The sequence below is a fragment of the Agreia bicolorata genome (genome assembly GCF_000938265.1).
Taxonomy (GTDB): Bacteria; Actinomycetota; Actinomycetes; order Actinomycetales; family Microbacteriaceae; genus Agreia; species Agreia bicolorata.
Genome location: NZ_JYFC01000006.1, coordinates 11876 through 34238 on the forward strand (window position 1 = coordinate 11876; position 22363 = coordinate 34238).

The 22363-nt window shown below is 65.2% G+C and carries 23 protein-coding genes and 2 tRNA genes; 13 read left to right on the forward strand and 12 right to left on the reverse strand.

Going from position 1 to position 22363, the window contains the following annotated elements:
• Positions 1 to 13 precede the first annotated feature (13 nt).
• Positions 14 to 1636 (reverse strand): phosphoglucomutase (alpha-D-glucose-1,6-bisphosphate-dependent), encoded by a 1623-nt coding sequence (gene pgm / locus TZ00_RS13180; protein WP_044442405.1) that lies wholly within the window; start codon positions 1634 to 1636, stop codon positions 14 to 16.
• A 167-nt stretch (positions 1637 to 1803) separates the two neighbouring features.
• On the opposite strand from pgm, the gene TZ00_RS18985 reads away from it, so the two are divergent.
• On the forward strand, positions 1804 to 2187 hold the full coding sequence (locus TZ00_RS18985) for a PadR family transcriptional regulator (protein ID WP_052521563.1): 384 nt from the start codon (positions 1804 to 1806) through the stop codon (positions 2185 to 2187).
• Entirely contained in the window at positions 2184 to 2906 is a 723-nt protein-coding gene (locus TZ00_RS13190) for a hypothetical protein (protein WP_044442406.1), read from the forward strand. Before TZ00_RS18985 ends, TZ00_RS13190 begins: the two co-directional genes overlap by 4 nt.
• A 43-nt stretch (positions 2907 to 2949) precedes the next feature.
• On the opposite strand, the gene TZ00_RS13195 is transcribed toward TZ00_RS13190, so the two are convergent.
• The gene (locus TZ00_RS13195; RefSeq protein WP_052521564.1) at positions 2950 to 3462 is read right to left on the reverse strand and encodes a GNAT family N-acetyltransferase; all 513 of its coding nucleotides are present in this window, start codon (positions 3460 to 3462) and stop codon (positions 2950 to 2952) included.
• A gap of 231 nt (positions 3463 to 3693) precedes the next feature.
• Here TZ00_RS13195 and pheA point away from each other — a divergent pair, with 231 nt between their 5' ends.
• The 3 genes from pheA to TZ00_RS13210 all read left to right on the forward strand — a co-directional run bounded on the left by pheA (position 3694) and on the right by TZ00_RS13210 (position 6510).
• Entirely contained in the window at positions 3694 to 4659 is a 966-nt protein-coding gene (gene pheA / locus TZ00_RS13200) for a prephenate dehydratase (protein WP_044442408.1), read from the forward strand.
• A 538-nt stretch (positions 4660 to 5197) separates the two neighbouring features.
• Positions 5198 to 6082, forward strand: coding sequence for a hypothetical protein (locus tag TZ00_RS13205; RefSeq protein ID WP_044442409.1), 885 nt, complete (start codon positions 5198 to 5200; stop codon positions 6080 to 6082).
• Entirely contained in the window at positions 6073 to 6510 is a 438-nt protein-coding gene (locus TZ00_RS13210; RefSeq protein ID WP_044442411.1) for a hypothetical protein, read from the forward strand. The genes TZ00_RS13205 and TZ00_RS13210 overlap by 10 nt, the downstream gene beginning before the upstream one ends.
• Here TZ00_RS13210 and TZ00_RS13215 read toward each other — a convergent pair.
• The 4 genes from TZ00_RS13215 to TZ00_RS13230 all read right to left on the reverse strand — a co-directional run bounded on the left by TZ00_RS13215 (position 6507) and on the right by TZ00_RS13230 (position 9477).
• Entirely contained in the window at positions 6507 to 7244 is a 738-nt protein-coding gene (locus tag TZ00_RS13215) for a hypothetical protein (protein WP_044442412.1), read from the reverse strand. The genes TZ00_RS13210 and TZ00_RS13215 overlap by 4 nt on opposite strands.
• The gene (locus TZ00_RS13220) at positions 7231 to 7506 is read right to left on the reverse strand and encodes a type II toxin-antitoxin system prevent-host-death family antitoxin (protein WP_044442413.1); all 276 of its coding nucleotides are present in this window, start codon (positions 7504 to 7506) and stop codon (positions 7231 to 7233) included. Before TZ00_RS13220 ends, TZ00_RS13215 begins: the two co-directional genes overlap by 14 nt.
• A gap of 149 nt (positions 7507 to 7655) precedes the next feature.
• Positions 7656 to 8327: a hypothetical protein gene (locus TZ00_RS13225; RefSeq protein WP_152631199.1), complete on the reverse strand. Its 672-nt coding sequence runs from the start codon at positions 8325 to 8327 to the stop codon at positions 7656 to 7658.
• A gap of 166 nt (positions 8328 to 8493) precedes the next feature.
• Positions 8494 to 9477 carry a diacylglycerol/lipid kinase family protein gene (locus TZ00_RS13230; RefSeq protein ID WP_052521565.1) on the reverse strand — a complete coding sequence of 328 codons (984 nt, stop codon included), beginning with the start codon at positions 9475 to 9477 and terminating at the stop codon, positions 8494 to 8496.
• Between the two features lie 71 nt (positions 9478 to 9548).
• On the opposite strand from TZ00_RS13230, the gene serS reads away from it, so the two are divergent.
• The 7 genes from serS (at position 9549) to TZ00_RS13265 (ending at position 15256) form a co-directional block, all read left to right on the forward strand.
• Positions 9549 to 10811 carry a serine--tRNA ligase gene (serS, locus tag TZ00_RS13235; RefSeq protein WP_044442418.1) on the forward strand — a complete coding sequence of 421 codons (1263 nt, stop codon included), beginning with the start codon at positions 9549 to 9551 and terminating at the stop codon, positions 10809 to 10811.
• Entirely contained in the window at positions 10808 to 11641 is an 834-nt protein-coding gene (locus TZ00_RS13240; protein ID WP_044442420.1) for an HAD family hydrolase, read from the forward strand. The genes serS and TZ00_RS13240 overlap by 4 nt, the downstream gene beginning before the upstream one ends.
• A gap of 67 nt (positions 11642 to 11708) precedes the next feature.
• Positions 11709 to 11796: transfer RNA gene (locus TZ00_RS13245), tRNA-Ser, on the forward strand.
• Positions 11797 to 11849: 53 nt separating this feature from the next.
• Complete coding sequence (locus tag TZ00_RS13250) at positions 11850 to 13145, forward strand: LCP family protein (RefSeq protein WP_044442422.1); 1296 nt, start codon at positions 11850 to 11852, stop codon at positions 13143 to 13145.
• Between the two features lie 61 nt (positions 13146 to 13206).
• Positions 13207 to 13295, forward strand: a tRNA-Ser gene (locus TZ00_RS13255).
• Positions 13296 to 13727: 432 nt separating this feature from the next.
• Positions 13728 to 14567 (forward strand): cupin domain-containing protein, encoded by an 840-nt coding sequence (locus TZ00_RS20425; RefSeq protein WP_238579688.1) that lies wholly within the window; start codon positions 13728 to 13730, stop codon positions 14565 to 14567.
• Positions 14568 to 14911: 344 nt separating this feature from the next.
• On the forward strand, positions 14912 to 15256 hold the full coding sequence (locus TZ00_RS13265) for a cupin domain-containing protein (protein ID WP_044442423.1): 345 nt from the start codon (positions 14912 to 14914) through the stop codon (positions 15254 to 15256).
• A gap of 46 nt (positions 15257 to 15302) precedes the next feature.
• On the opposite strand, the gene TZ00_RS13270 is transcribed toward TZ00_RS13265, so the two are convergent.
• The gene (locus TZ00_RS13270; protein ID WP_161793772.1) at positions 15303 to 15893 is read right to left on the reverse strand and encodes a TetR/AcrR family transcriptional regulator; all 591 of its coding nucleotides are present in this window, start codon (positions 15891 to 15893) and stop codon (positions 15303 to 15305) included.
• A 128-nt stretch (positions 15894 to 16021) separates the two neighbouring features.
• Between TZ00_RS13270 and TZ00_RS13275 the strand changes: the two genes are divergently transcribed.
• Positions 16022 to 17095 carry a hypothetical protein gene (locus TZ00_RS13275; RefSeq protein ID WP_052521566.1) on the forward strand — a complete coding sequence of 358 codons (1074 nt, stop codon included), beginning with the start codon at positions 16022 to 16024 and terminating at the stop codon, positions 17093 to 17095.
• A gap of 10 nt (positions 17096 to 17105) precedes the next feature.
• Here TZ00_RS13275 and TZ00_RS13280 read toward each other — a convergent pair whose 3' ends face one another.
• Genes TZ00_RS13280 through TZ00_RS13300 form a run of 5 tightly spaced genes read right to left on the reverse strand, consistent with a single transcriptional unit; the run spans position 17106 to position 22362 of the window.
• The gene (locus TZ00_RS13280) at positions 17106 to 17906 is read right to left on the reverse strand and encodes a glucosamine-6-phosphate deaminase (RefSeq protein WP_044442425.1); all 801 of its coding nucleotides are present in this window, start codon (positions 17904 to 17906) and stop codon (positions 17106 to 17108) included.
• 12 nt (positions 17907 to 17918) lie between these two features.
• The gene (locus TZ00_RS13285) at positions 17919 to 18947 is read right to left on the reverse strand and encodes a Gfo/Idh/MocA family protein (protein WP_044442426.1); all 1029 of its coding nucleotides are present in this window, start codon (positions 18945 to 18947) and stop codon (positions 17919 to 17921) included.
• Between the two features lie 6 nt (positions 18948 to 18953).
• Entirely contained in the window at positions 18954 to 19961 is a 1008-nt protein-coding gene (locus tag TZ00_RS13290) for a Gfo/Idh/MocA family protein (protein WP_044442427.1), read from the reverse strand.
• 57 nt (positions 19962 to 20018) lie between these two features.
• Positions 20019 to 21338, reverse strand: a complete 1320-nt coding sequence (locus tag TZ00_RS13295; protein WP_044442428.1) for an MFS transporter — start codon at positions 21336 to 21338, stop codon at positions 20019 to 20021.
• Positions 21331 to 22362 (reverse strand): ROK family protein, encoded by a 1032-nt coding sequence (locus TZ00_RS13300; protein ID WP_052521567.1) that lies wholly within the window; start codon positions 22360 to 22362, stop codon positions 21331 to 21333. Before TZ00_RS13300 ends, TZ00_RS13295 begins: the two co-directional genes overlap by 8 nt.
• Position 22363 lies beyond the last annotated feature (1 nt).

A 22363-nucleotide genomic window follows, 5' to 3' on the forward strand; every position in this document is an offset into this window, starting at 1 on the left:
CGCCGCAGAAGCACTACTCCGCTAGGGCCTCGTCGACGATCGCCTTCGCCTCTTTCTGCACCTGGCGCAGGTGTTCCTCGCCCAAGAAGCTCTCGGCGTAGATCTTGTACACGTCTTCGGTGCCGCTGGGGCGCGCCGCGAACCACGCGTTCTCGGTCACGACCTTCACGCCGCCGATGGCCGCTCCGTTGCCGGGGGCGTGGCTGAGCTTCGCGATGATCGCCTCTCCGGCGACCTCCGTGGCGGTGATCGCGTCGCCGTCGAGCTTGCCGAGCCGAGCCTTCTGCGCCTTCGTGGCCGCGGCATCCACCCGCTCGTAGGCGGGCGAGCCGAACTTCGACGTCAGCTCGGCGTACAGCTGGCTGGGCGTCTTGCCCGTGACGGCGAGGATCTCCGCCGCGAGCAGGCACAGGATGATGCCGTCTTTGTCAGTCGTCCAGACGGTGCCGTCGAAGCGGAGGAAGCTCGCGCCGGCGCTCTCCTCGCCGCCGAAGGCGACGGTTCCGTCGACGAGCCCGGGCACGAACCACTTGAATCCCACGGGAACCTCGAGCAGCGTGCGACCGAGCTCGGTAGCAACCCGGTCGATCATGCTCGACGACACGAGGGTCTTGCCGATCGCGGCGTCGGGCTTCCAGTCGGCGCGGTTGGCGTAGAGGTACTGGATGGCGACGGCCAGGTAGTGGTTGGGGTTCATGAGGCCGCCATCCGGTGTCACGATGCCGTGCCGGTCGGCGTCGGCGTCGTTGCCGGTGAGGATGTCGTAATCGTGCTGGTGAGCCAGAACGGATGCCATGGCGCTGGGCGACGACGGGTCCATGCGGATCTTGCCGTCCCAGTCGAGGGTCATGAAGCCCCACTGCGGGTCGACCAGCGGGTTCACCACGGTGAGGTCGATTCCGTAGCGCTCGCGGATGGCCTGCCAGTAGTGCACGCTCGCGCCGCCCAGCGGATCGGCGCCGATGCGGATGCCCGACTTCTTGATGGCCTCCATGTCGATGATGGTGCCGAGGTCGTTCACGTAGTTGTTCATGAAGTCGTAGGTCTCGACCGCGCTCGGCTCGGCGCGCTTGACGCCGCGCAGGCCGTCGGCGAGCAGTTCGTTCGCGCGGTTCGCGATCCAGCCTGTGGCGTCGCTGTCGGCGGGGCCTCCGTGGGGCGGGTTGTACTTGAATCCGCCATCCGCCGGAGGGTTGTGGCTGGGCGTGACGACGATGCCGTCGGCCTGCGGCTCATTCGGATGCGCCAGGTTGTAGGCGATGATCGCGTGGCTCACGGCGGGCGTCGGAGTGAAGCTGTCGAACTCGTCGACGAGCACGCGCACCTCGTTGCCCACGAGCACCTCGAGGGCCGTGGTCTGGGCGGGTCGGCTGAGCGCGTGCGTGTCGATGCCGATGAAGAGGGGGCCGGTGATGCCCTGGCTCGCACGGTACTCGACGATGGCCTGCGTGGTCGCGGCGATGTGGTCTTCGTTGAAGGCGGTGTTCAGCGACGAGCCGCGGTGCCCGCTGGTGCCGAAGACAACTTTCTGGTCGGCGATCGTGACATCGGGCTTCAGGGCGTAATAGGCGTGGATCAGTGCCCCTACGTCGACGAGGTCTTCGGGAAGGGCAACGGTGCCGGCGCGGTTTTCCATGCCTCACAGTCTGGCACTTCGACACGGTGGAGAGGAGGCGCCGATCTTATTCAGGAAAAACGCGCCCGCCGCGTGCGAAAACCCCGCTTTCGGCCCGTTTTTCCTGCGTACGAGCGTGGCACTCTCGAACGATTGACTTTGAGAAGGTACCTTCCTATTCTTTTGGCATGCCTAGACGCAAAGAGGGATCGATTCTTCCGACGGAGTTATCGCTGCTCCACGCCGTTGTCGACCTTGGCGCAGAGAACTCCGATGCATACGGCTACTCGATCGCCCGCGCCGTCGCTGCTGAGGGGCCAGCGCAGGCGTTGATCTCGCACGGCACTCTCTACAAAGCGCTGGGGCGTCTGACCGAGAGAGGGATGCTCGAATCGCGGTGGGAAGCGGCTGAGCTGGCTGAAGGAGAGGGTCGGCCTCGCCGTCGTCTGTACTCGATCACGCCGGTCGGAATCGACACGGTACGGAGCATGCCGAGACCGCACACGTCGACTGTCTCGTCGAAGCGGGCGAAGACCATTCCCGTGCTCCCGATCATCCCGGTGCTGCCATGAACGAGCGGCGCTCCACCATCGCGCATCACCTGACGACCGCCCTGATCTTGCGATGGGTAGCGTTCTATACGAGAGAACTGCCCCTCGACGTAGCCGGAGAGCGGCGCGATGAGATCGCGTCCGACCTGTACGAACAGAGCATGGACGTTGGGCCTGGCGCAGCTGCTCGCCGCCTGCTCGCGATGAGCCTGGCCTGGCGAGCCCTCCGTGGGATCGGCGCCGACCTGGCCTGGCGCGCCACTCGCATCCGAGACCTCCGATGGGTACAGCGTGCCTCGTCGGGCAACGGGAGCCGCCCGCATGAGTCTGCAACCGCCGTCGTTCTTGCGCTGGCCACGTCGCTTGCGGTCGTGGGAGTCCTCACGGCGATCCGGGTTCTGGCGAGTCCGAACGCGCGAAGCTCCGAAGAGTTGCAGTTGCTGCTGATCGTTGCACCGGCGGCCATGCTTACCGGCCTTGCTCTTTTCGCCCGAGCAACTACCAGGCCGGCCGCGCTTATGGTCATGGCCGCAGCCAGCGTGCCGCTGACGTGGGCGGTCGGAGTATCGCTTTGGAGTGTCAGTGCGACGCTCGGCCATGCGTCGATGTACGTTCTCGGACTGATGAATCTCAGCGTTGACAAGATTGGATACATCGCCGCCGTGCCGGGCGCAGCGTTGGCTCTGTTGTTCTTCGCGATGGCACCACGCGCCCGAGCGAAGCCACGCACGGAGACGTAGAAGGAACTTCAGCGGTGAGTTGCACGCCGCCGGGAATTCCCGTCTACTCGGCAGAAGGCGGCAGCTTCTTCGCGAGGTGGTAGTCGGCGTAGGGAGACGTGGAGAAGGGCTCGACAGTTTCATAGCCGAGCCGCTGGTACAGCCGATGCGCCTCGACGAGGTCACGGCGCACGGTCAGCCTCAGAGTGTGCACGCCGCGGCGAGCGCTGATCGATTCGAGCTCGTCGATCAGGGTGCGACCGGCCCCACGGCCCCTGGCGGCCGTGTCGATGAAGATCCGGGTGAGTTCGCCGACCCCTGGCTCGATGAAACGCACGCCGCCGCATCCGACCACGCGTACGCCGTCCTGAACCAGAAGCAGAAACCCGCCTTCGCCGCGAAGGTCATCGCTCGGTTCGTCGAGCATGGCCTGTTCGACTTCGGCGGCGGTCGCAGTTCGACCCCAGTAGCGGCCCACGACGTCGGTGTAGAAGCGTGTCACTACCGCTCGACCGTCTGCTGATCGTGGGTCGACGAGTGCCGTCGTGAGCGGCGTGCTGTTGTTCGTCGTCGTCACTAGGCTCTCATCTTTCTTGCCTTCGGAGTAAGCCGGTTTTCGCACCCACGTCACTCTACAAAGTCGCCGAGAGCCTCCCGTGCGAATCGGCCTGCGTCAGCCGTTGAGGGCAGGAGATGCTGCTCCTATTCAGGAAAACGCGCCCGCCGCGCGCGAAAACCCCGATGTCGGCCCGTTTGTCCTGCGTACGAGCGCGCGGCGACAGAGGCCGCGTCGAATAGGCTCTGAGCCATGTCCGATGCAGTCGAACCCGCCGCCGCCACCGAGAGCTACAGCTACCTGGGCCCCCGAGGAACGTTTACCGAGGCGGCCCTCGCGCAGGTTCCGGATGCCCGGGGCAAGGTCTGGCGCAGCGTCAACAATGTGGGCGAGGCGCTCGACGACGTCGTCTCCGGGCGCAGTGTCGCGGCGATGATCGCGATCGAGAACTCGATCGAGGGCGGAGTGAGCGCGACCCAGGACGCCCTGGCGAACATCCCGAATCTGCGCATCGTTGGCGAGTACCTCGTGAAGGTGCAGTTCGTTCTGGTTGCCCGGCCGGGAACGACGCTGGGCGATGTGAAGGTCGTCAACGCGCATCCGGTGGCCTATACGCAGTGCCACCACTGGCTCGACGCGAACCTGCCGAGCCACGGGCACATTCCGGCCACGTCGAACGTTGCTGCTGCCGCCTCGCTGTTCGAGAACGAGCTGGCAGACGCGGCCGTCGCGCCTCCCGGAATCGTCGACCACTACGACCTCGACGTGCTCGCTGAGAACATCGGTGACAACGACAACGCGGTCACGCGTTTCGTGCTGGTGAGCAAGACCACCACGATTCCGCCGCGTACCGGCGCCGACAAGACGAGTCTCATCGTCGAGCTGCCGGATGATCGCGCCGGAGCGCTGCTCGAACTGCTCGAGCAGTTCTCGACCAGGGGCGTGAACATGAGCCTGCTGGAGTCGCGGCCGATAGGTGACGCCCTCGGCCGCTACCGCTTCGTGATCGACGCCGACGGGCACATCCTCGACGAGCGTGTGGCCGACTCCCTTCTGGGCGTGCGTCGGTTCAGTCCGAAGGTGATCTTTCTCGGCTCGTACCCGCGCGCCGACAAAGCGCCCATTGAGTACATCCCTCGCTACGACGACGACGTGTTCATCGAGGCGCGCGACTGGCTGCGCGGAGTCATCTCGGGCGAGCCGTCGACGTCAAGCTGATAAGTCGCGAACGGATTTGCGCGTCATTATTTGACGACAAAACACCCTTCGGGGTTCGACGATAAAACGCCACTCCGAGTAAAAATGCGTTCTGGCTTTTAGGTTCTACGCATAAGAACAAAACGCTATGTTCATGTTTTGTTTCGCGGAGCTAGTGATCGAAATCTGTAATTTTAGATGCGAGAATCTAATAAAAGACAATTCGTTAGATAAGTTATTTTCTCTTGAAACATGCTTTCGAAGTCGCGCGATTTGCCGGGAAGCCGCACCCTCCATGAAGGCACAATGTTGCTTTCTGCGGCTTGCAATGCTCGCTATTGATGCCGCTAGTATCACGGGGTAGTTGCCTCGTACGGCAATACAGGAAACTTTAAGAACTTGCTGTGTTCAGTGTGCGGTATTGGTTTTTCCAAGTCACCGGCTGTAGCAGAGTCGCGGTTGTCTTCCTGAGCGCCTGAGCAAATACTCGCCTCTCACCCGAAATATGAGGCCTCCTGTGGCAGCCAATGTCCGGGCCGCGGATAGAAAAAGAGATCTTATGAACTCTCCTGAAACAGATTGGGATGTCGCCGCCCGAGAAGGGCGGTGGGACGACGTCGGGAGGCTCATCGATGGCGCGTTCTTCGCGACTTTCGTCGAGGATGCCGAGAGTGTTCATCGTGCTCTGTCGCAGGCGCCGGCGTCGTGGCTGAACGCCAATCCGCGGTACCTCAACGCCCGGGCTCTCGCCGATGCGGTAGCCAGAGGCTTCAGAATCGTCGACGACGAAGCAGGAAAGATCTTTGCCAACTGGGTCGCCTCCCAGGAGTCACCCGCGACGCGCGACATCCTCGGGGTGAAGACGTCTCGCATGAGGTCGCTCCTTGCGATCGGGCGGTTTGCCGAAGCCGAGGCGATCGGTGACACGATCTTGAGCACCATCGACGCCGGTGAGGAGCTCGATGGCCTCCACGACGTGCTCCCTCCGGTGTTCATCTTCACGGGGTCGACGAAGTTGCTCGCCCGGGGCCCTGACGAAGCCATTCCGTACTTCGAAGAAGCGCACCGCTGGTCACTCGGGTGGGGGGTGCATCCCTTGGAGCCCTACGTGCGCAACTACGTGGCGCTGGGGCACGCGCTCAGTTTCAACTACCGTCGAGCGGCAGCGAACATTACAGACTGGGCAGGCACGAGGCGGGCCGACGTCGGAAGCGCCACGTACCACCACGAAACCGTGGGAATCCTTGCCCGCGCGTTGATTGCTCTCGGAGCGCTCGATGAGCAGGCGGTTCGCAGGACTCGGCTCGCTGATGACGATTCTGATGGGCCTCGGAGTCGTGTTCCTCCGTCGCCGCCAGGACATCCAGTAGCAGGAACCACCGAGTGGGCCAGCGGACATGTGCCGCTGGCCCACCGGCATTTCAGAGGAAAGTCATGGCCTTGAACGAAGCCCTGAACCCCACCGGCCCGGGCTTCAAGCGAGGGCAGGACCGCGTGATCGGCATTCTCCGGGCCGCGTCACACCGAGAAACCGAATCACATGGCCCCGACCGGCGCATCGCCTTCCGAACCACCAGGCATCTCATCGAGGGTGCCCAACGGTCAGGCCTGACAGATACCGCCATAGCGGAAGCGCTCGGCGTGAAGCGCGACACCATACGATCCCGCAGCGGTGTAGACGGAATAATCGACCCCGCAATATTCGTCGAACTCGCCTCCATCACACACAGTGACATCGAACAGTGGCGCGAAGACCGGCACCTCGAGTTGATCGGCCCAGACCGCGGTGGGCTAGTCGGCTACCGCGCATCCGAACTTCTCAGCGCCGTCGTGCGAGACGCACTCCTCGCCGACCCGGCTTCTCGGTACTAGCGATGGCCACGATGCGCGCCAGCGTGACCCTTCTTGCGTATGCATGTCTTCTTGGCCAAGGGCAGTAGCGCGCCACACCGATCATCGCGCCTCGATGCGAACACACGCTCCGGGGTCGCGCTGCTGGCAACCCGTTTCATGGCAGCGACCATGGCTGCTTGCCGGTCGAGCGTTCCGCTCGCCCAGGCTGCCTCCATCGCCACGGTGAGCTCACTCTTTGTCAGAAGTCGTGCGAATTCCTCATCGAGGATGTCCGCCGCGACGGCGGCTTTCACCAGGCCCTCAGGGGCGGCTTCCTCGACGTAGTCCCATTCCTCGAGCCCCAGGCGTCCTTTCGTTTCTCCGAGAATCTGAAGTGCATCCCAGATCTGCGTTTGCTCATCCGGAGTGAGTTTGCCGGAGTGGACAAGGTCGTGTGCTTCGGCGCACACCTCATCGTCGCGACGGAGTCCGATCGTGATGATTTCTACTGTCCCGACATCTTTCTGCGTCTTAGCGCGATAGATGATGCGGTAGTCCCGCCTGCACGCCTCAACGGTGTTGAAGCCCACGAGGTTTGTGGCTGGCTTTTTCGACAGGCGGTGCTTTCCGGCCGGCGACACGAACAGGCCGACGATCGTGTCGAAGACCTCCTCACGGTCGGAGGCATTTACGTTTGCGATAAGCCACTCGATGCTCTCATCGGTGAAAACTACTTCGGCCTGATCGTCGGGGAAACGATCACCCGGCTGCAAGCAGGCGCTCCTTCGCGACGTTGGTGCTCACCATGGTCGAGCGATCGGCGACAAGGTTGGCCGCTATGCTGAGCAGCTTCAGCTCGGCCTCCTTCAGCACCCGGCGCTGTTCGTCATATTCGGCAGCCGACACCACTACGGCCACAGGCTTGCCGTGGGAGGTCAGCTTGACCGGACGCTCCTGCGCCTCCGAGGTGAGGAAACCGATGCCCCGTTTCGCTGCGGTGCCCGAGGTCAGAGTCAGGGGTTTAGTCGTGGTCATGACACCAAGCTATCGCTTTTAGTGCAAAAATATACAGAATTTGACACGCGGTGTTCGTCTCGGGATACGAAGTGGTCGGCGGCGTCGACCATGCGTGCACGCCGGCAATGCTCTCGTTGGATCACCGTCTCCTTGGCGAAGGCGTGCCCCTATCGCTCACGGTGACCATCAATTTCAGCAACGTCAATGCACCCCCAAGCCCCAGCCGGCTGCGCCGTAAAGGAGAGGTAAGAAGTGACGTATCTATCGAGTATGAGCTTCGACTCTCGCAGCATGGCTGGGTCTCCGTCAGGCGAGATGGTGAAGGCCCGCCGAATGAGGGCATCCGCCAGGCGCACGACGAGTTCGAGATGGCGGTGCAACGATGGCTCGTTTATAGCTGGCTGTGAGGGTTGCACGAGCTGAAGGTGAAGCCGCGCAATACGGTCGCTCTCAGTGGGCCGGTCGGCGACCTGGTATCGCTGCACCGCGGGGATCGGCCCACTGCCCTCTCGCAGCGTGGACTCACGAATATGGAAGTGCATCGAGAGGACATCGGCCGGGGCGCAGATGACGTGGTCTTTTCTGTAGGCCTCCACAGCCTGTTCATACAGCGACCAGTCCTGAGCGACGAGCGCACAGCGGATGTCATGCACGTCGCAGAAGTAGCGGTAGAGGCCGGCGACCGAGCACCCTGCCACCTCCGCGATCCTCGTTGTCGTCATCGGCCCCTCCTGGCCCATGGCAATAGCGCGTGCCGCGTCGAGGATGGAATCGACGAAAACGTGTGACTTTCTGTACTTCGGAATCACCCGGGTCGTGAGTGGTTGTGTGTTCGCCAAGAGAAATGGTCCTCTCGTTTCAGCGCCCAAAATGTCGCAGATTTACTGACAGAAAGGGCCATCTTGAGCCGCCGCAGCCGAGGAATTTCGTACGAGGTCGATATCTCATCCTCGAAAACACACCGAGGGGACGATATTTCACCCTCGGAGGCTCAGGGAACGGAGGCTACGCAGGCACCTTCACACGCAGTGCACCCGGCTCGACCCAGCTGTGCACGGCGGTGACCTCGCCGAACTCGTCGCCGTCTAGCTGGAACTCCTCGGGTTCAGCGACGACCAATTTCAGGTCCTTGCCCGTGTGATACGTCACCGAGCGCACATCGCGAGACAGGTCGATGATCTTGCGACCGGCCGCCGACTTGCGCAGAACCCCGTTCTCCCATGCGATCTTGTTCCACACCTTGAGCCAGCCGAATGGGCCCTCGGGGCGCAACGCCATGATGTCGAGCACACCGTCGTCGAGTCGGGCATCCGGAATAAGGAGCACGCCGCCGGGAAGCACGCCGCAGTTGCCCACCATCACGGTGTGCGCCGACGTCGACTTCCATGGCGAGCCGTCGATCGAGAAGCGGAACTTCACGGGATGCAGTTCGGGCAGCGACCGACCGACGCCGTCTACGTAGGCCAGCCATCCGACGGCCTTCTTGAGCCTCGAGTTGGTGTTCGCGATCATTTTGGCATCGAGACCAAGGCCTGCCATGACGAGAAAGACGTGCTCCTGAACGTCGCCGTCGGGCCTCGTGATCGCGGCGAGGCCCAGATCGATCACCCGGTCGCGACCGGTGAAGATGATGCCGAGCGCCTTCTCGGTGTGGGGAACGCCCATGTCGAGGTTGCGGGCCAGCAGGTTGCCCGTGCCGCTCGGAAGCAGGCCGAGGGCGGCCCCGGTGTTGCGCAGCCCTTCGGCCACTGCTCTGACCGTGCCATCTCCGCCCGCGGCGATCACCACCGTGGCTCCCTGCTCGACCGCCTGGCGGGTGAGGTTCTGGCCGGCCTCGTCGATCGTGGTCTCGAACCAGAGGGTCTTCTCGAACCCGGCCTTTTTGGCAGCCCGGTTGATCTCGACGCGCAGCTTGGTGACATCCACTTTGATCGGGTTGTAGACGACGGCAGCCCGCTGGGATTCGGCGGGTTCTTCGATTGTGACCACGAGTGTAAAGCTACCGCGTTGTTCATCAACGGCCATCCGGGCGCGCGTGCGGCAAAAGGTAGGCTTGAGCGGTGATCGATCCCGTACTCTTGCGCGAAAATCCCGATGTCCTCCGCCAATCGCAGGCAGCGAGGGGCGACTCCGTCGATCTGGTCGATGCGGCACTGTCTGCTGACGCCGCCCGCCGGGCCGCCATCGGCGAGTTTGAGAACTTGCGAGCCAGCCAGAACGCGTTCGGCAAGAAGGTCGCGCAGGCCGCCAAAGAAGAGAAGAAGGCCCTCGTGGCGGAGGCCCAGTCGCTGGCCGCCGAGGTCAAGGCCGCGAGCCAGCGGGCGACGGATGCCGAGGCCCAGTTCACGACGATCGTTCGGCAGATCGCCAACCCGATCATCGACGGCGTGCCCGCCGGCGGCGAAGACGACTTCGTGACGCTGCGCGAGGTGGGAGAGCGCCCCTCGTTCGACTTCGAGCCGCGCGATCACGTGGAGCTCGGTGAGACGCTCGGCATCTTCGACCTGGCGCGCGGAGCCAAGGTCTCGGGTGCGCGGTTCTACTACCTCACCGGCATCGGAGCGCGACTCGAGCTCGCCCTTATGACGCTGGCGCTCGATCGCGCCGAGAAGAACGGATTCGTTCCGCTCATCGTTCCGACGCTGGTGCGGCCCGAGATCATGGCCGGCACCGGATTCCTCGGCGAGCACTCCGACGAGATCTACTACCTGCCCGCCGACGACCTCTACCTCACGGGAACGAGTGAGGTGGCGCTCGCGGGCTTCCACTCCGACGAGATCCTCGACCTCGAGGGCGGCTCGAAGCGCTACGCCGGATGGTCGACGTGCTACCGGCGCGAGGCCGGCTCGGGCGGAAAGGACACCCGCGGAATCCTGCGCGTGCACCAGTTCAACAAGCTCGAGATGTTCAGCTATGTGCTGCCCGAGAATGCTGAGGAGGAGCACCTCGCCCTGGTTTCGTTCCAGGAGCAGATGATGCAGGATCTTGGCCTCAGCTACCGGGTCATCGACACGGCGGCGGGCGACCTCGGCTCATCTGCAGCGCGCAAGTACGACATCGAGGCGTGGATTCCCACACAGGATGCGTACCGCGAGCTCACGTCGACCTCGAACTGCACGACCTTCCAGGCGCGCCGCCTCGACACCCGCTACCGCACCGAGAGCGGCAAGACGGCTCCCGTCGCGACGTTGAACGGCACACTCGCGACCACCCGCTGGATCGTGGCCATTCTCGAGACGCACCAGCAGGCCGACGGATCGGTGATCGTGCCCGAAGTGCTTCGTCCGTATCTCAACGGGGTCGAGAGAATCGAACCGAAATGACCGGCGATTTTTCGGATGGCGCCTCCGGCGACGATCGCTGGCTGCTCGCTCTCGACATCGACGGCACGGTCATCTACGAAGATGGCACCCTGACCGACGCGGTTCGCGACGAGGTCGCTCGGGTTTCGGGGCTCGGCCACGAGGTCATGCTGGCGACCGGGCGGTCTGTGGCATCGACTCTGCCGATGCTCGACCAGCTGTCGATCACGCCGGAGTACGTGGTGTGCTCGAACGGTGCCATCACGCTCAAGCGCGACCCGACCGCGCCGGTGGGGTATCGCCGTGAGTTCGTCGAGACGTTCGGCCCCGGGCCGGTGCTCACGAAGATCAGGTCTCATCTTTCCGAGGCGAGCTTCGCCGTCGAAGACGAAGAGGGCAACTTCTGCTACTACGGCACGTTCCCCGTGTCTGCGGCCGATGTGGGCAGCCGAGCCGTGCCGTTCGAGCAGCTGCTCACCATCGAGGCGACGCGGGTCGTCGTGATCTCGCCCGACCACGACATGGAGGACTTTCTCTCCCTGGTCGAGCGCATGGGCCTGCACAAGGTGAGTTACGCCATCGGCTGGACGGCCTGGCTCGATATCGCCCCAGACGGTGTAAACAAAGCGACGGGTCTCGAGCGGGTGCGCGAGCTTCTGCATGTTCCGCGCGACCGCGTCTTCGCGATCGGCGACGGGCGCAACGACGTCGACATGCTGACCTGGGCAGGCGAATACGGCCGCGGAGTCGCGATGGGCCAGGCGCCCGACGACGTGCTGGCCGTGGCCAGCGAGGTGACGGCATCCGTGCACGAAGACGGCCTGGCCGTCGCCCTTCGTACGTTTTTGTAGGAACTGCCTGACCCACCGACGGATGCTGTTCGGTTAGAATCGTGGCTTGTCTGGTTCTGCCAGGCATGGAGGGCTGTCCGAGCGGCCGATGGAGCCAGTCTTGAAAACTGGTGGGCAGAAATGTCTCTAGGGTTCGAATCCCTAGCCCTCCGCCATTCCAGCCCGATGACCGTGGTCTACCCGAGACCGTGTGCGTGAAAGGACCCGAATGAGTGCAGATTCTTCGCGTCGCCGCACGCCATCGCCTCGACCGACGGCGATTCGCCACGGTCGGCAGCGCACATCCACTGTTGTCGCATCCTTCTTCAGGACCGTTGGTCTTGTGCTGGCCGTCGCTCTCGTCAGCGGAGTCTCGATCGCTGCGATCGCCACGTGGGACGTAGGTAAGGATCTCACCGTCGTCGCTCTCGAGGGCGACAAGACCGACGTTGCACCGCCCGATATCGCCGCGATCGAGGGCGGGGTGAATCTGCTGCTCGTCGGCAGCGACAGTCGTGCCGGTCAGGGTGAGGCCTACGGCGATGAGACGTCGAATCTGAACGACGTCACGATGCTGCTGCACATCTCGCAGGATCACTCGAGCGCCTCTGTCGTCAGCTTTCCGCGCGACCTCGTCGTGTCGATCCCCGAATGCCCGGATGGCGAGGGCGGCACGAGCGACGCCATGTCGGCGCAGCCGATCAACGTCACTCTGCTCTACGGTGGTCTGCCCTGCACCGTGCTCACGGTCGAGAAGCTCACCGGACTCGAGATTCCCTTCGCCGCCGAGATCCAGTTCAACGGCGTGATCGAGATGTCGAACGCGGTCGGCGGCGTGCCCGTGTGCGTAGCGTCGCCCATCGACGACGATTGGACGAACACGCATCTCACGGCGGGCACGCACCAGCTGGCGGGCATGGATGCGCTGCAGTTCTTGAGGACCAGACATGGCGTCGGCGACGGCAGCGACCTGGGGCGCATCAGCTCGCAGCAGGTCTTCTTGTCGTCGCTCGTGCGAACGATCAAGAGTTCGGACACGCTCACCGACGTCACCAAGCTCTATGGCCTGGCCAAGGCTGCCGCCAGTAATATGCAGGTCTCCACGAGGCTGAGCTCGCCCGACACCATGGTGTCGATCGCGGTCGCCCTCAAAGACATTCCGCTCGAGAAGATCGGGTTCTACGCCTATCCGGGAACGACCGGCGGCTCGGGCGTGTACTCCGGCAAGGTGCAGCCGAACGTTCTCGACGCCGAGGCCATGTTCGCCGCGATCCGGGCAGACCAGCCGATCGTCGCCGAAGCCGGCAATACCGGGCTGGGAGCCGAGGTAGACCCGAACGCCCTGCCCCTGGCATCCGATGCCCCGGCCGACCCCGGCGCCGGCGAGTCGGCGGCCGTCGAATCGGATGCGGCCGCAGACCTGACCCAGGCCGGTCAGGCCGGCTCGGCTGCGACGGTGCTTCCGAAGAGCATCACGGGCCAATCCGCTGCCGAATACACCTGCACCAAGGGCTTCGATTACTGATCGACAGACCGAAAACGAAGATTCGGCCGACGTCAGCTATGATTGCTGAGGCGCAAGCCAAGGAGACGTCGCATAGTCCGGCCTAGTGCACCACCCTGCTAAGGTGGAGTGGGGGAAACCCCACCGAGGGTTCAAATCCCTCCGTCTCCGCACTGTGTGTTTATCACTCGGTGAAACCCGCTCGGCCACTGTGGTCAGGCGGGTTTTTTGCGTACCCACCGGGGCGCGGTGCACTGAGGTGCGGAGTATGGCCGCATCCCGTCGTCGAATAGCGGCCATATTCCGCACCTCAGTGATATCAGGGTGCTGGCGAGGTGCTGGCGTGGGTCAGACCTTAGCGCCGCCGGCGAGCAGCGTGAGAGCAAAGCCGATAAGGAGGCCGCGCTCTGTATCCTGACCCGTTGCGGCGGGGGCGGCTGAGCCATCCGCGATCTGGCCCGTGATGCAAATGCTGAGAAGTTGGCCATGTGAGCTCGCGGTCTCAGGCTTCGGCCAGGCCAGCGCTCGAAAATGAAGGGCCCGTCAAGAGCGGCGCAACGGTCGACGACTCAGCCTCGTCGCGAAGCAGATGAGGAAGCGTTGGTGAACGAACCTGAACCGCCCCAAACCGAGATTCTCGCCAGCATCTCCATGCCTGACGGGAGCCGCTTCGAGGTGCGCCACGCAGTTCTCCCCAGCGGCACATCGACAGGGTGGCACTACCACGACGGTTGGCAGACCGGCTTTCTGCTGCGCGGCGCAATCAGCCACACCACCGAAGACCACAGTGCCGTCTTCGGGATCGCCACGCCGCTGGTCGAGCAGCCTGGAATCGTTCACATCGCGCACAGCACGGGTGACGAGGGGGCGGAGCTGCTGTTCCTGTCGCACATTCCTGCGGGTTCCGAGGCGGCAGTGCCGTGTTCGGCTCCAAACGAGAATGCCCCAGCAGCCACCTCGCAGGCGGGCGCTTCATCCATCGCCGTTCCGCTCGGCAAGCCCGTCTTCGCACAGGCCTTCCGTTACACCGCGATGTACGGCCCCAAACCCTTCCCCGAGGCTCTGCTGATCTACCTCGACAACGGCTCCTACAAGATCCTCTCGCCGGGCGAGGAGCACTACGGCAGCTACGTCTCGGCCACCGAGCTCGCAGCTGACGCTCCGCCCCGGCACGTCTCGTTCCTCTCGTGGCCGGCGGATGACTGGGATCGAAATGTGGCCTCGCATACCCTGACCTTCAACGTCGACACGGGCGCATACATCCAGACCCTCGTTCTACCGGGCGACCCGGTGCCGCACGCCCAGGCGGGCTACGCGCTGCCGATCGACGACCCGACCCATATCGACATGCGCGCGTCGTGGGAGCAGGTGCGCGTGACTTACGCCGAGGTGTTCGAGCGACTCATTGCGGGGGAGCGGCGGCGGGCTGCCGAAGGGGCGTAACGCCCGGGGAGCTCGTCAGTCGCCCAGCGCGGCCTGGCCTGGCGCTACGACCTCTACGGCCCCGGCGCCCTCGTGCGCCTCGACCACTTCAACCGGGTCACTTCGGATGTGCCGCGCGGACGCAAGTACCACCGTTGCTCGCCAGCTCCGGCGGTGGAGCATCCGCGCCCTGGAGGGCGGTCCACGAGTCCCACCGCGACTTCCGGGCCTGTGACCAAAGTCCTCGGGGGTGCCTGCTTTTCGTGGCAACCTTCGATCATGGAGACGACGCCTCTGCAGAACGATTCACGTACCACCCGCTTCGGAGTGGATGGGATCGGAGTGGCGACCGACGAGCTCCCCACATGATCAGCGACGATCCGACCGTGACCAATCCGGCCAACTATACGACGCTGTGGGAGAACGAGTTCGTACGGGTGCTCGACTATCTCGACGTTCCCGGCACTCAGACCGTGCCTCACAGGCATCCGAACAGCGTCATGGTCACCTTGACCGACTTCAGCCGGCGATTGCAGTCGGGTGACAGGATGTTCGACACCCAGTTGGCGGCCGGAACAGCGGTCTGGCTTCCCGCGCAGAGCCACGCCGGACAAAACACCGGAACCACTCCGACGCATGTCATCCTGATCGAGCTGAAGGGCGCCTCGGCGGGGGAGGAGTCGGCGGACAGGCTCGGACCCGAGTCGTGAGCCGACATTCCGCTTGCGCTTCGGGTGCCGCTGCCGGTGCCGTCGCTCAGCGGGGGAGCAGCTCGCGCGCCATCGCAAGGTACGCGGGGCCGTCGAACTCGCGGAACAACGCCGACTGAGCGATGTACCCCTGGCCCAGGCCCAACGCGACGGCCGTGAGCCTCGTCGCCCACTCGAGCGCTTCGTCCTCGCCGAGGCCCCGCTCTGCCCTCGCCCAGTCGGAGAAGAGCTGCACGTAGCTGGCCTTGAGCTCGCCGAAGACCACGTCGACGACCTCGCGGATGCCAGGGTCGGTGACCGATTCGCCCCAGACCTGCAGCAGCAGGCCGGTGTCGGCCACGTCGTCGCTGAGCCCGGTCAGGATGCGTGTGAGCACTTCGCCCGGCGACGGGATGCGTTCCCGCGATCGCAGGCTCTGCATGTCTTCGATGCGGGTGCCCATGACCTTGACCGCCACGGCGTGCATGACCTCGGCCTTGCTCGCGAAGTGGCCGTAGATCGCGCCCGCGGAGAGTCCTGACTCGGCGATGATGTCGGCCATCGATGCGCCGAACCCCTTGGTGGCGAAACAGCGCAGCGCCGCCTCGGTGATCTGATCGCGCTTCGCCTCGCGGTACTGCTCGGTGACCTTGGGCATCGGCACCTCCACTGTCAGAAATAAAAAAGAACGAACATTCCTTGACAAGGATCCTAGCGGTGACTCATTCTTATAAAGAACGAACATTCTGTTTTGTTCCCTGACCTTTCTGAGAATCGAGAATCACCATGAGCAACGCAGATAGCATTCGCCTCGCGCCCCCGCCCACCCCCTGGGGGCGCATCGGCGCCGTTGGCCTGATCCTGGCCGTGGTCGTCTCGATCATGGTCATGGCGTTCGCCTGGCCGTCGGTCACTTCCGCCGTCAAGAGCGTTCCCCTCGCCGTGGCAGGCCCGGATGCCGCGGTGCAGCAGGTCGAGGCCGCTCTCGCCGAGTCGGCCCCCGACACCTTCGCATTCGTCGACGCCTCCGACCGCGCCGACGCCGTCTCGCAGATCGAGACGCGCGAGGTGTACGGTGCGATCATCCTCGGCGATGCTCCCGAAGTTCTCACCTCGTCGGCTGCCAGCCCGATCGTGAGCCAACTGCTCACCGGCATCGCGCCGAAGCTCGCCGCGCAGCTGAACGCGGCACTTGCGGCTCAGGGTGTCGCTCTCGCCGAGCCGGTCTCGGTGCCGGCGACCGATGTCGTGCCTCTGGCTGATACCGATCCACGAGGCGCGGGGCTCACTGCGGCCGCCTTCCCGCTGACGCTCGGCGGCATGCTCGGCGGCATCCTCGCATCCATTCTGATCGTCGGCGCCTGGCGCCGCGTCGTGGCCATCACCGTCTACGTGGTCGTCGCCGGCTTCTCGCTCACCGGTATTCTGCAGGGCTGGTTCGGAGCGCTGCAGGGCGACTACCTCGTGAACGTCGGGGCGATCGCGCTGACCCTGCTGGCCATCAGCGCCACGATCGTGGGAGTCGCCTCGCTCGTCGGCCGCGCCGGAATCGCCGTGGGCCCCGTGGTCTTCCTGCTCATCGCCAACCCGATCTCGGCGGCGACCCAGCCCCTGGAGTTTCTGCCGCAGCCGTGGGGGCTCATCGGCCAGTGGTTCCCGCCGGGCGCGGGTGCGACGCTGCTGCGTGACCTCTCATACTTTCCGGATGCACCCACGACGTTCCCGTGGCTGATTCTCACCGGATGGGCTGCGGTCGGCATCGTGCTGGCCCTGATCGGCCACTTCAGAGCCGGAGTCAGGATGGACGTCGAGAACGAGATCGCACCGGCCGCCACGCACGTCGGAGCGCACGCGGCTTAGGCTCCGCCTTTCAGCGCTGCCACTCCGGTCGGTTGTCGAAGACGAAGCGGTAGTAGTCGGTGAGGGTCAGCTCGGCCGCCGCGGCCTCGTCGAGCAGCACCGTCGCATCCGGATGCAGTTGCAGCGCCGAGCCCGGGCACATGCTCGTGAGCGGACCCTCGACGGCGCGGGCGACGGCGGCGGCCTTCTTCTCTCCCGTCGCCACGAGCAGCACCTTTCGGGCGTCGAGGATCGTGCCGAGACCCTGCGTCATGCAGTGCAGGGGAACCTCGTCGGGTGAGGAAAAGAAGCGCGCGTTGTCGCGACGCGTCTCGGGCGTGAGGGTCTTGATGCGGGTGCGGCTCGAGAACGACGAGGTCGGTTCGTTGAAGCCGATGTGACCCGAGCCTCCGATGCCGAGGATCTGCAGGTCGATGCCGCCGGCATCCTGAATTGCTGTCTCGTATGCCAAGCACGCCGCGACCGGATCGTCGGCGAAGCCATCGGGAACGTGCACCTTCGAGGGGTCGAGCCGCAGCCGGGTCGTAACCTCGCGGTCGATCACCGAGTGATAGCTCTCGGGGTGGGAGTAGGGCAGCCCCACGTATTCGTCGAGCGCGAAGGCCGAGATGGCGGCGAGCTCGGGAACCCAGCGCCGCTCGAGGGCCTCGTAGATGGGCAGGGGCGACGATCCGGTGGCCACGCCGAGCACGTAGTTCATGTGCCCGGTGTTCATGTGCCCGGTGCTCGGACGCTCGGCAACGCCGCGCAGGATCACGTCGGCCGCGTAGTCGCCGATCGATTCTGAGCTGGGAAGGATGACGACTTGCATGAGACCCTGCCCCTAGCCTTTCGATACGGCGACTGTGCGACCCGTGCGGGCCGACTCCTGGGCGGCGAGCACGATATCGAGCGTGCGCAGCCCGACCCTGCCATCGGGCTGAGGCTGCTTGCCCGAGCAGACCGCGTCGATGAAGGTCGACAGCAGCGCCTCGTCGAAGTTCGGCCCGTAGGGCTCCTCGATCGGCAGACCGGTTGCTGTGTCGAGGCCGCGTGCTCGAGGGCCGAAGAAATCGACGGCCACGGTGCCTGCTGTGCCCGCCACCGTCACGGAGACGCCGCCCCAGGTGGGCGCCGTGTCGGGCTGGCTCCACGAGCAGTCGATGGCCGCGATCACACCGTTGTCGTAGCTGATGGTGACGAGACCTGCCGTCTCGGCGCGGGCCCGCTCGGCGTGCAGCTTCTGGTTGGTGACGGCGGTCACCGAAACCGGGGCTGCGCCCATCAGCGCTTCGAGCAGATCGGCGATGTGCACCACGTGATCGACGAGGGCGCCCCCGCCAGACAGCGCCGGGTCGGTGAACCACGCTCGCTCGCTGGGCAGTCTGCCGTTGTTGCTGCCCCTCACCGAGAACACCTGCCCGAGCTGGCCCGAGTCGTACTCGGCCTTCAGCCGGGCGAAGGTGCTCGCGAACCGCACAGGAAACGCGACCATCAGGATGACGCCTGCGGCGTCTGCCGCTTCGAGCATCGCCACACCGTCGTCGTGGCTCGTGGCCAAGGGCTTCTCGCACAGGATGTGAGCCCCGGCCTTGGCCGCGCGCTCGACGTCGGCCCGGTGGCGGGCGTTCTCGCTGGTGACGATCACCGCATCCGGTTGCCAGGCCATGAGTTCGTCGTAACTGTCGACGTAGTCGATGCCGAGGTGCTCGGCGAACGCACGACCACGCAGCTCCGCTGCGGGGTGTTCGCCCGGATCGGAGGTGAGCAGGCTCACCGAGGGGATGTTCTTGAGCAGTTCGATGTAGCCGCGCGCGTGGGTGTGTGCGAACGACATAACGGCGATCTTCAGAGGGCGATCGGGAGTGCGCATTGAGGTCTACTTTCCGATGGCCTGGGCTGAGGGGGTGTGCACTTCGACGGGCTGCCCGGTCTCGAGCGAGAGGAGTGCGGCGTTGGCGAGGCGAACGGCCTCGGCGCCCTCGGCGGCGGACACCCGCGGCACCGGCCCACCGCCGAACGCGTTCGTGAACTCACGCAGCTCGGCGAAGTAGGGGTTCTCGGCCGGGTCGACCTCGGGCAGAAGGCCGCTCGGGCCATTGGTGTTCGCCAGATGCGCGATGTAGTTGCGTTCCGCCGCCGACGAATGGGCGAGCGAACCCTCGGTTCCGGTCACCGAGTACTCGGTGGTGAACGGCAGGTGCGACGGCCCCCAGATTCCGGCGATGTGGCTGATGGCTCCCGAGCTGTGGGTGAGCAGAACGTGCGCCGCCTCGACCGGCACCGTCGCATCCCCGGCCTTCGACGAGACCGCCGACACCCGCTCGACCGGCCCGGCGACCCACCTCGCGATGTCGATGTCGTGAATCATCTGGTCCATGATGATGCCGCCCGACAACGCGCGGTCGGCGAACCAGGGTGTGCGTGTGGGGAATGCGCCGGAGCGAGAGAAGCGCAGCACCGCGAGGTCGCCGAGTCGGCCTGAGGCGACCGCCTCTTTCAGAAGCACGTATTCGGGAAAGAACCTCACGACGTGGGCGGGGAACAGCATAAGCCCGAGCTCGTCGGCCAGAGCTGCGAGCTCATCGACTTCAGCGTCGGTGCGCGCCAGCGGCTTCTCGCTGATCACGTGCTTTCCAGCCTCGAGCGCGCGCTTCACCAAGGCGTGATGCGTAAACGTGGGGGTGGCCACGTCGACGAAATCGACGGAGGCCAGCAGCTCGTCGAGCCTGTCGACGACGGTTCCGCCATAGCGGGCGACCAGCTCGGCCGCGCCGACCTCGGAGTAGACGTAGACGTCTGCGCCGAGCGTGAGCAGATGCGGCAGATGAGAGTTGCTGATGCCGCCGGCGCCGATGAGGCCGATTCGAAGCGGGGTGTGTGTCATGGCTGTCTTTCCGTCGGGGAGGAGAGGTGGGCAGGTGAAGAAGTGGCGGGCATCCGGTCATCGCCTTCGTGTGATGACGTCGCGAATTCGGGGCAGATGGATGCCTCTGGCCGCCATCACCGCGCGGGTGCGGCGGCGCTCGCGCAGCAGGGCGATGACGCCGACGGCCCAGATCGGGAACTGCACGAGGAAGGCGATCTTGAACGCGGCGAGGGAGTAGGTGGCGGGAGTCCCCGCGCCCTGCACATCCATGGCGATGCCGATGAAGAGGATCGCGATCACGCTGGCGAGAAAGCCGCCGCCGTTCACGATTCCCGTGGCGGTGCCCAGGCGCTGTGCCGGATTGTGCGCTCGCGTGAGGTCGAACGCGATCATCGAACCCGGGCCGCCCGCGCAGAGTGCCGCGGCGAGCGCGAAGATCACGGGCAGAGGAGCAGCGCCGGGCCAGAGAATGACCACCGCCCAGAGCGCGGCCTGCGCAGCGACGACGGTGAGCACGATCCACGAACGGCGTAGCGGATGCCGGGCAGACGCCGCCCCAACAAGGGGGCCCAACACGAGTCCGACGAGCACGTAGAAGGTGAACACCAGCGACGCGAGCTGCACCGACAGGCCCAGCCCCTCGATGAGGAACGGATAGCCCCACAGCAGAGCGAACGCGTTTCCGGCGAATGGAGTGGAGAAGTGCGACCAGAACGCGAGCCGCGTGCCCGGGTGCTTCCAGGCATCCACAAAGCCCTGACGAAGGTCGGGGCGAGACGTCACGACCGTGATTGCGCCCGTCTTCTCGGGTTCGTTGCGCACAACGGCGAAGGTCAGGATGCCGGCCAGGGCACCGACTCCGGCGAGCGACACGAAGGCGGTCGGCCAGTTGGTGGCGTGCAGCAGAGCTGCCAGCGGAATGACCGAGACGATCTGGCCGAACTGACCGAGCAGTCCGGTGAGCTGAATCACGATGGGCGCGCGTTTCACCGGGAACCAGGCAGCGATCACACGAAGGATGCTGGGGAAGATCGCTGCATCTCCCGCCCCGAGCAGCACACGGGCGGCGATGGCGATGTGCACGTCGGGTGTGAGGGCCATCACGAGTTGGCCGGACGCCATGACAAGCATTCCCACGGTCATCACGCGTCGCGAGCCGAATCGGTCGAGCAGCAGACCCACGGGGATCTGCATCGCCCCATAGACCAACAGCTGCAGCACGGCGAAGATAGCGAGCGTCGACGCATCTGCGTGAAAGCGCGCCGATGCCTCGGTGCCCACGGCGGAGAGCGAGGTGCGGTTCACGATCGAGACGATGTAGGCCAGAACGCCGGCGCCCCAGATCAGCATCAGTCGCCGGTCGAGCGAGCTGCCGACGTGCACGGATTTAGGCATCCGCTGCTCCCTGCGGCTCTGAGCTCAGCGAGAGGTAGGTCTGCCGGGCGAAGCCCGCATCCAGAACCTGGTCTGTCCAGCCGATGATCGCGGCGCCGATCAGGCCGCCTTGGGCGCCGAGCGCAGACTGCTCGATGCGTAGGGTCGAGCGCCAGCCGAGCCGAGCGTCCACGGCCTCGCGCAGGGGCCCGATGAGGGTGTCGCCCGCCGCCGATACGCCCCCGCCGATCACGATCACGGCCGGATCGAGCACGGCGGCGAGGCCGGCGAGGCCGATGGAGAGGGCGTTCACGGCGTCGGCCCACACGCGGGCGGCGATCGGGTCGGTGTCGAGGGTGGATGCGATGGCCTGGGTCGACGACGCGATCGTTCCGCCGTGCTCGCGGTACCGGTCGAGGATCGTCGTTCCCGACGCATAGGCCTCGATGCAGCCGCGCTGCCCGCACGAGCAGAGCGCGCCGTTCGGAATGACCTGCATGTGGCCGAGCTCGCCCGCGGCGCCGGTGGCTCCCGCGATCAGCACCCCGCCCGCCACGACGGCAGACGAGACCCCGGTGCCGATCGGAACGATGAGGGCGTTGTCGTAGGCCGTGTCATAGCTCGAGCCCGTGTCGGTGCCGGATGCGCCGGCCCCCTGGGCGGCCCGCTCCGCCACGGCGGCCGTGCGAGCGTCGTGGCCGACACTGACAGCGATCTGCAACTCGGCCTCGAGCAGCCGACGCAGGGGAAAAGCATCCCATCCGAGATTCGCGGCGAACATCACGGTGCCTGACTCGGGGTCGACCAAGCCTGGTGACGCGATGCCGATGCCCGCTGCCGCGAAACCGGCTTCCACCGCGTCGTCGACGAGCTGACGAGCGACCCCCACCACGCTCGCGTAGGCGTCGCGGCCGGCATCGAAGGTGGAGGCGGTCTGCCGTGAAATCACCGTGCCCGCGGCATCGATTGCTGCGCCCTTCACGGTGGTGCCGCCGATGTCGATCGCGATCACGACATCGAGGGCCGAGTGGTGCGGGTGGATCACA

Excerpts from the sequence above, each read along its gene's own strand:
- TZ00_RS18985 (WP_052521563.1), top strand. The coding sequence starts at position 1,804 with ATGCCTAGACGCAAAGAGGGATCGATTCTTCCGACGGAGTTATCGCTG.
- TZ00_RS13275 (WP_052521566.1), top strand. The coding sequence starts at position 16,022 with ATGAGCAACGCAGATAGCATTCGCCTCGCGCCCCCGCCCACCCCCTGG.
- TZ00_RS13240 (WP_044442420.1), top strand. The coding sequence starts at position 10,808 with ATGACCGGCGATTTTTCGGATGGCGCCTCCGGCGACGATCGCTGGCTG.
- TZ00_RS13205 (WP_044442409.1), top strand. The coding sequence starts at position 5,198 with ATGAACTCTCCTGAAACAGATTGGGATGTCGCCGCCCGAGAAGGGCGG.
- TZ00_RS13190 (WP_044442406.1), top strand. The coding sequence starts at position 2,184 with ATGAACGAGCGGCGCTCCACCATCGCGCATCACCTGACGACCGCCCTG.
- TZ00_RS13265 (WP_044442423.1), top strand. The coding sequence starts at position 14,912 with ATGATCAGCGACGATCCGACCGTGACCAATCCGGCCAACTATACGACG.
- TZ00_RS13270 (WP_161793772.1), bottom strand. The coding sequence starts at position 15,893 with ATGCCCAAGGTCACCGAGCAGTACCGCGAGGCGAAGCGCGATCAGATC.
- pgm (WP_044442405.1), bottom strand. The coding sequence starts at position 1,636 with ATGGAAAACCGCGCCGGCACCGTTGCCCTTCCCGAAGACCTCGTCGAC.
- pheA (WP_044442408.1), top strand. The coding sequence starts at position 3,694 with ATGTCCGATGCAGTCGAACCCGCCGCCGCCACCGAGAGCTACAGCTAC.
- TZ00_RS13290 (WP_044442427.1), bottom strand. The coding sequence starts at position 19,961 with ATGACACACACCCCGCTTCGAATCGGCCTCATCGGCGCCGGCGGCATC.
- TZ00_RS13250 (WP_044442422.1), top strand. The coding sequence starts at position 11,850 with ATGAGTGCAGATTCTTCGCGTCGCCGCACGCCATCGCCTCGACCGACG.
- TZ00_RS13280 (WP_044442425.1), bottom strand. The coding sequence starts at position 17,906 with ATGCAAGTCGTCATCCTTCCCAGCTCAGAATCGATCGGCGACTACGCG.
- TZ00_RS13220 (WP_044442413.1), bottom strand. The coding sequence starts at position 7,506 with ATGACCACGACTAAACCCCTGACTCTGACCTCGGGCACCGCAGCGAAA.
- TZ00_RS13210 (WP_044442411.1), top strand. The coding sequence starts at position 6,073 with ATGGCCTTGAACGAAGCCCTGAACCCCACCGGCCCGGGCTTCAAGCGA.
- TZ00_RS13285 (WP_044442426.1), bottom strand. The coding sequence starts at position 18,947 with ATGCGCACTCCCGATCGCCCTCTGAAGATCGCCGTTATGTCGTTCGCA.
- TZ00_RS13295 (WP_044442428.1), bottom strand. The coding sequence starts at position 21,338 with ATGCCTAAATCCGTGCACGTCGGCAGCTCGCTCGACCGGCGACTGATG.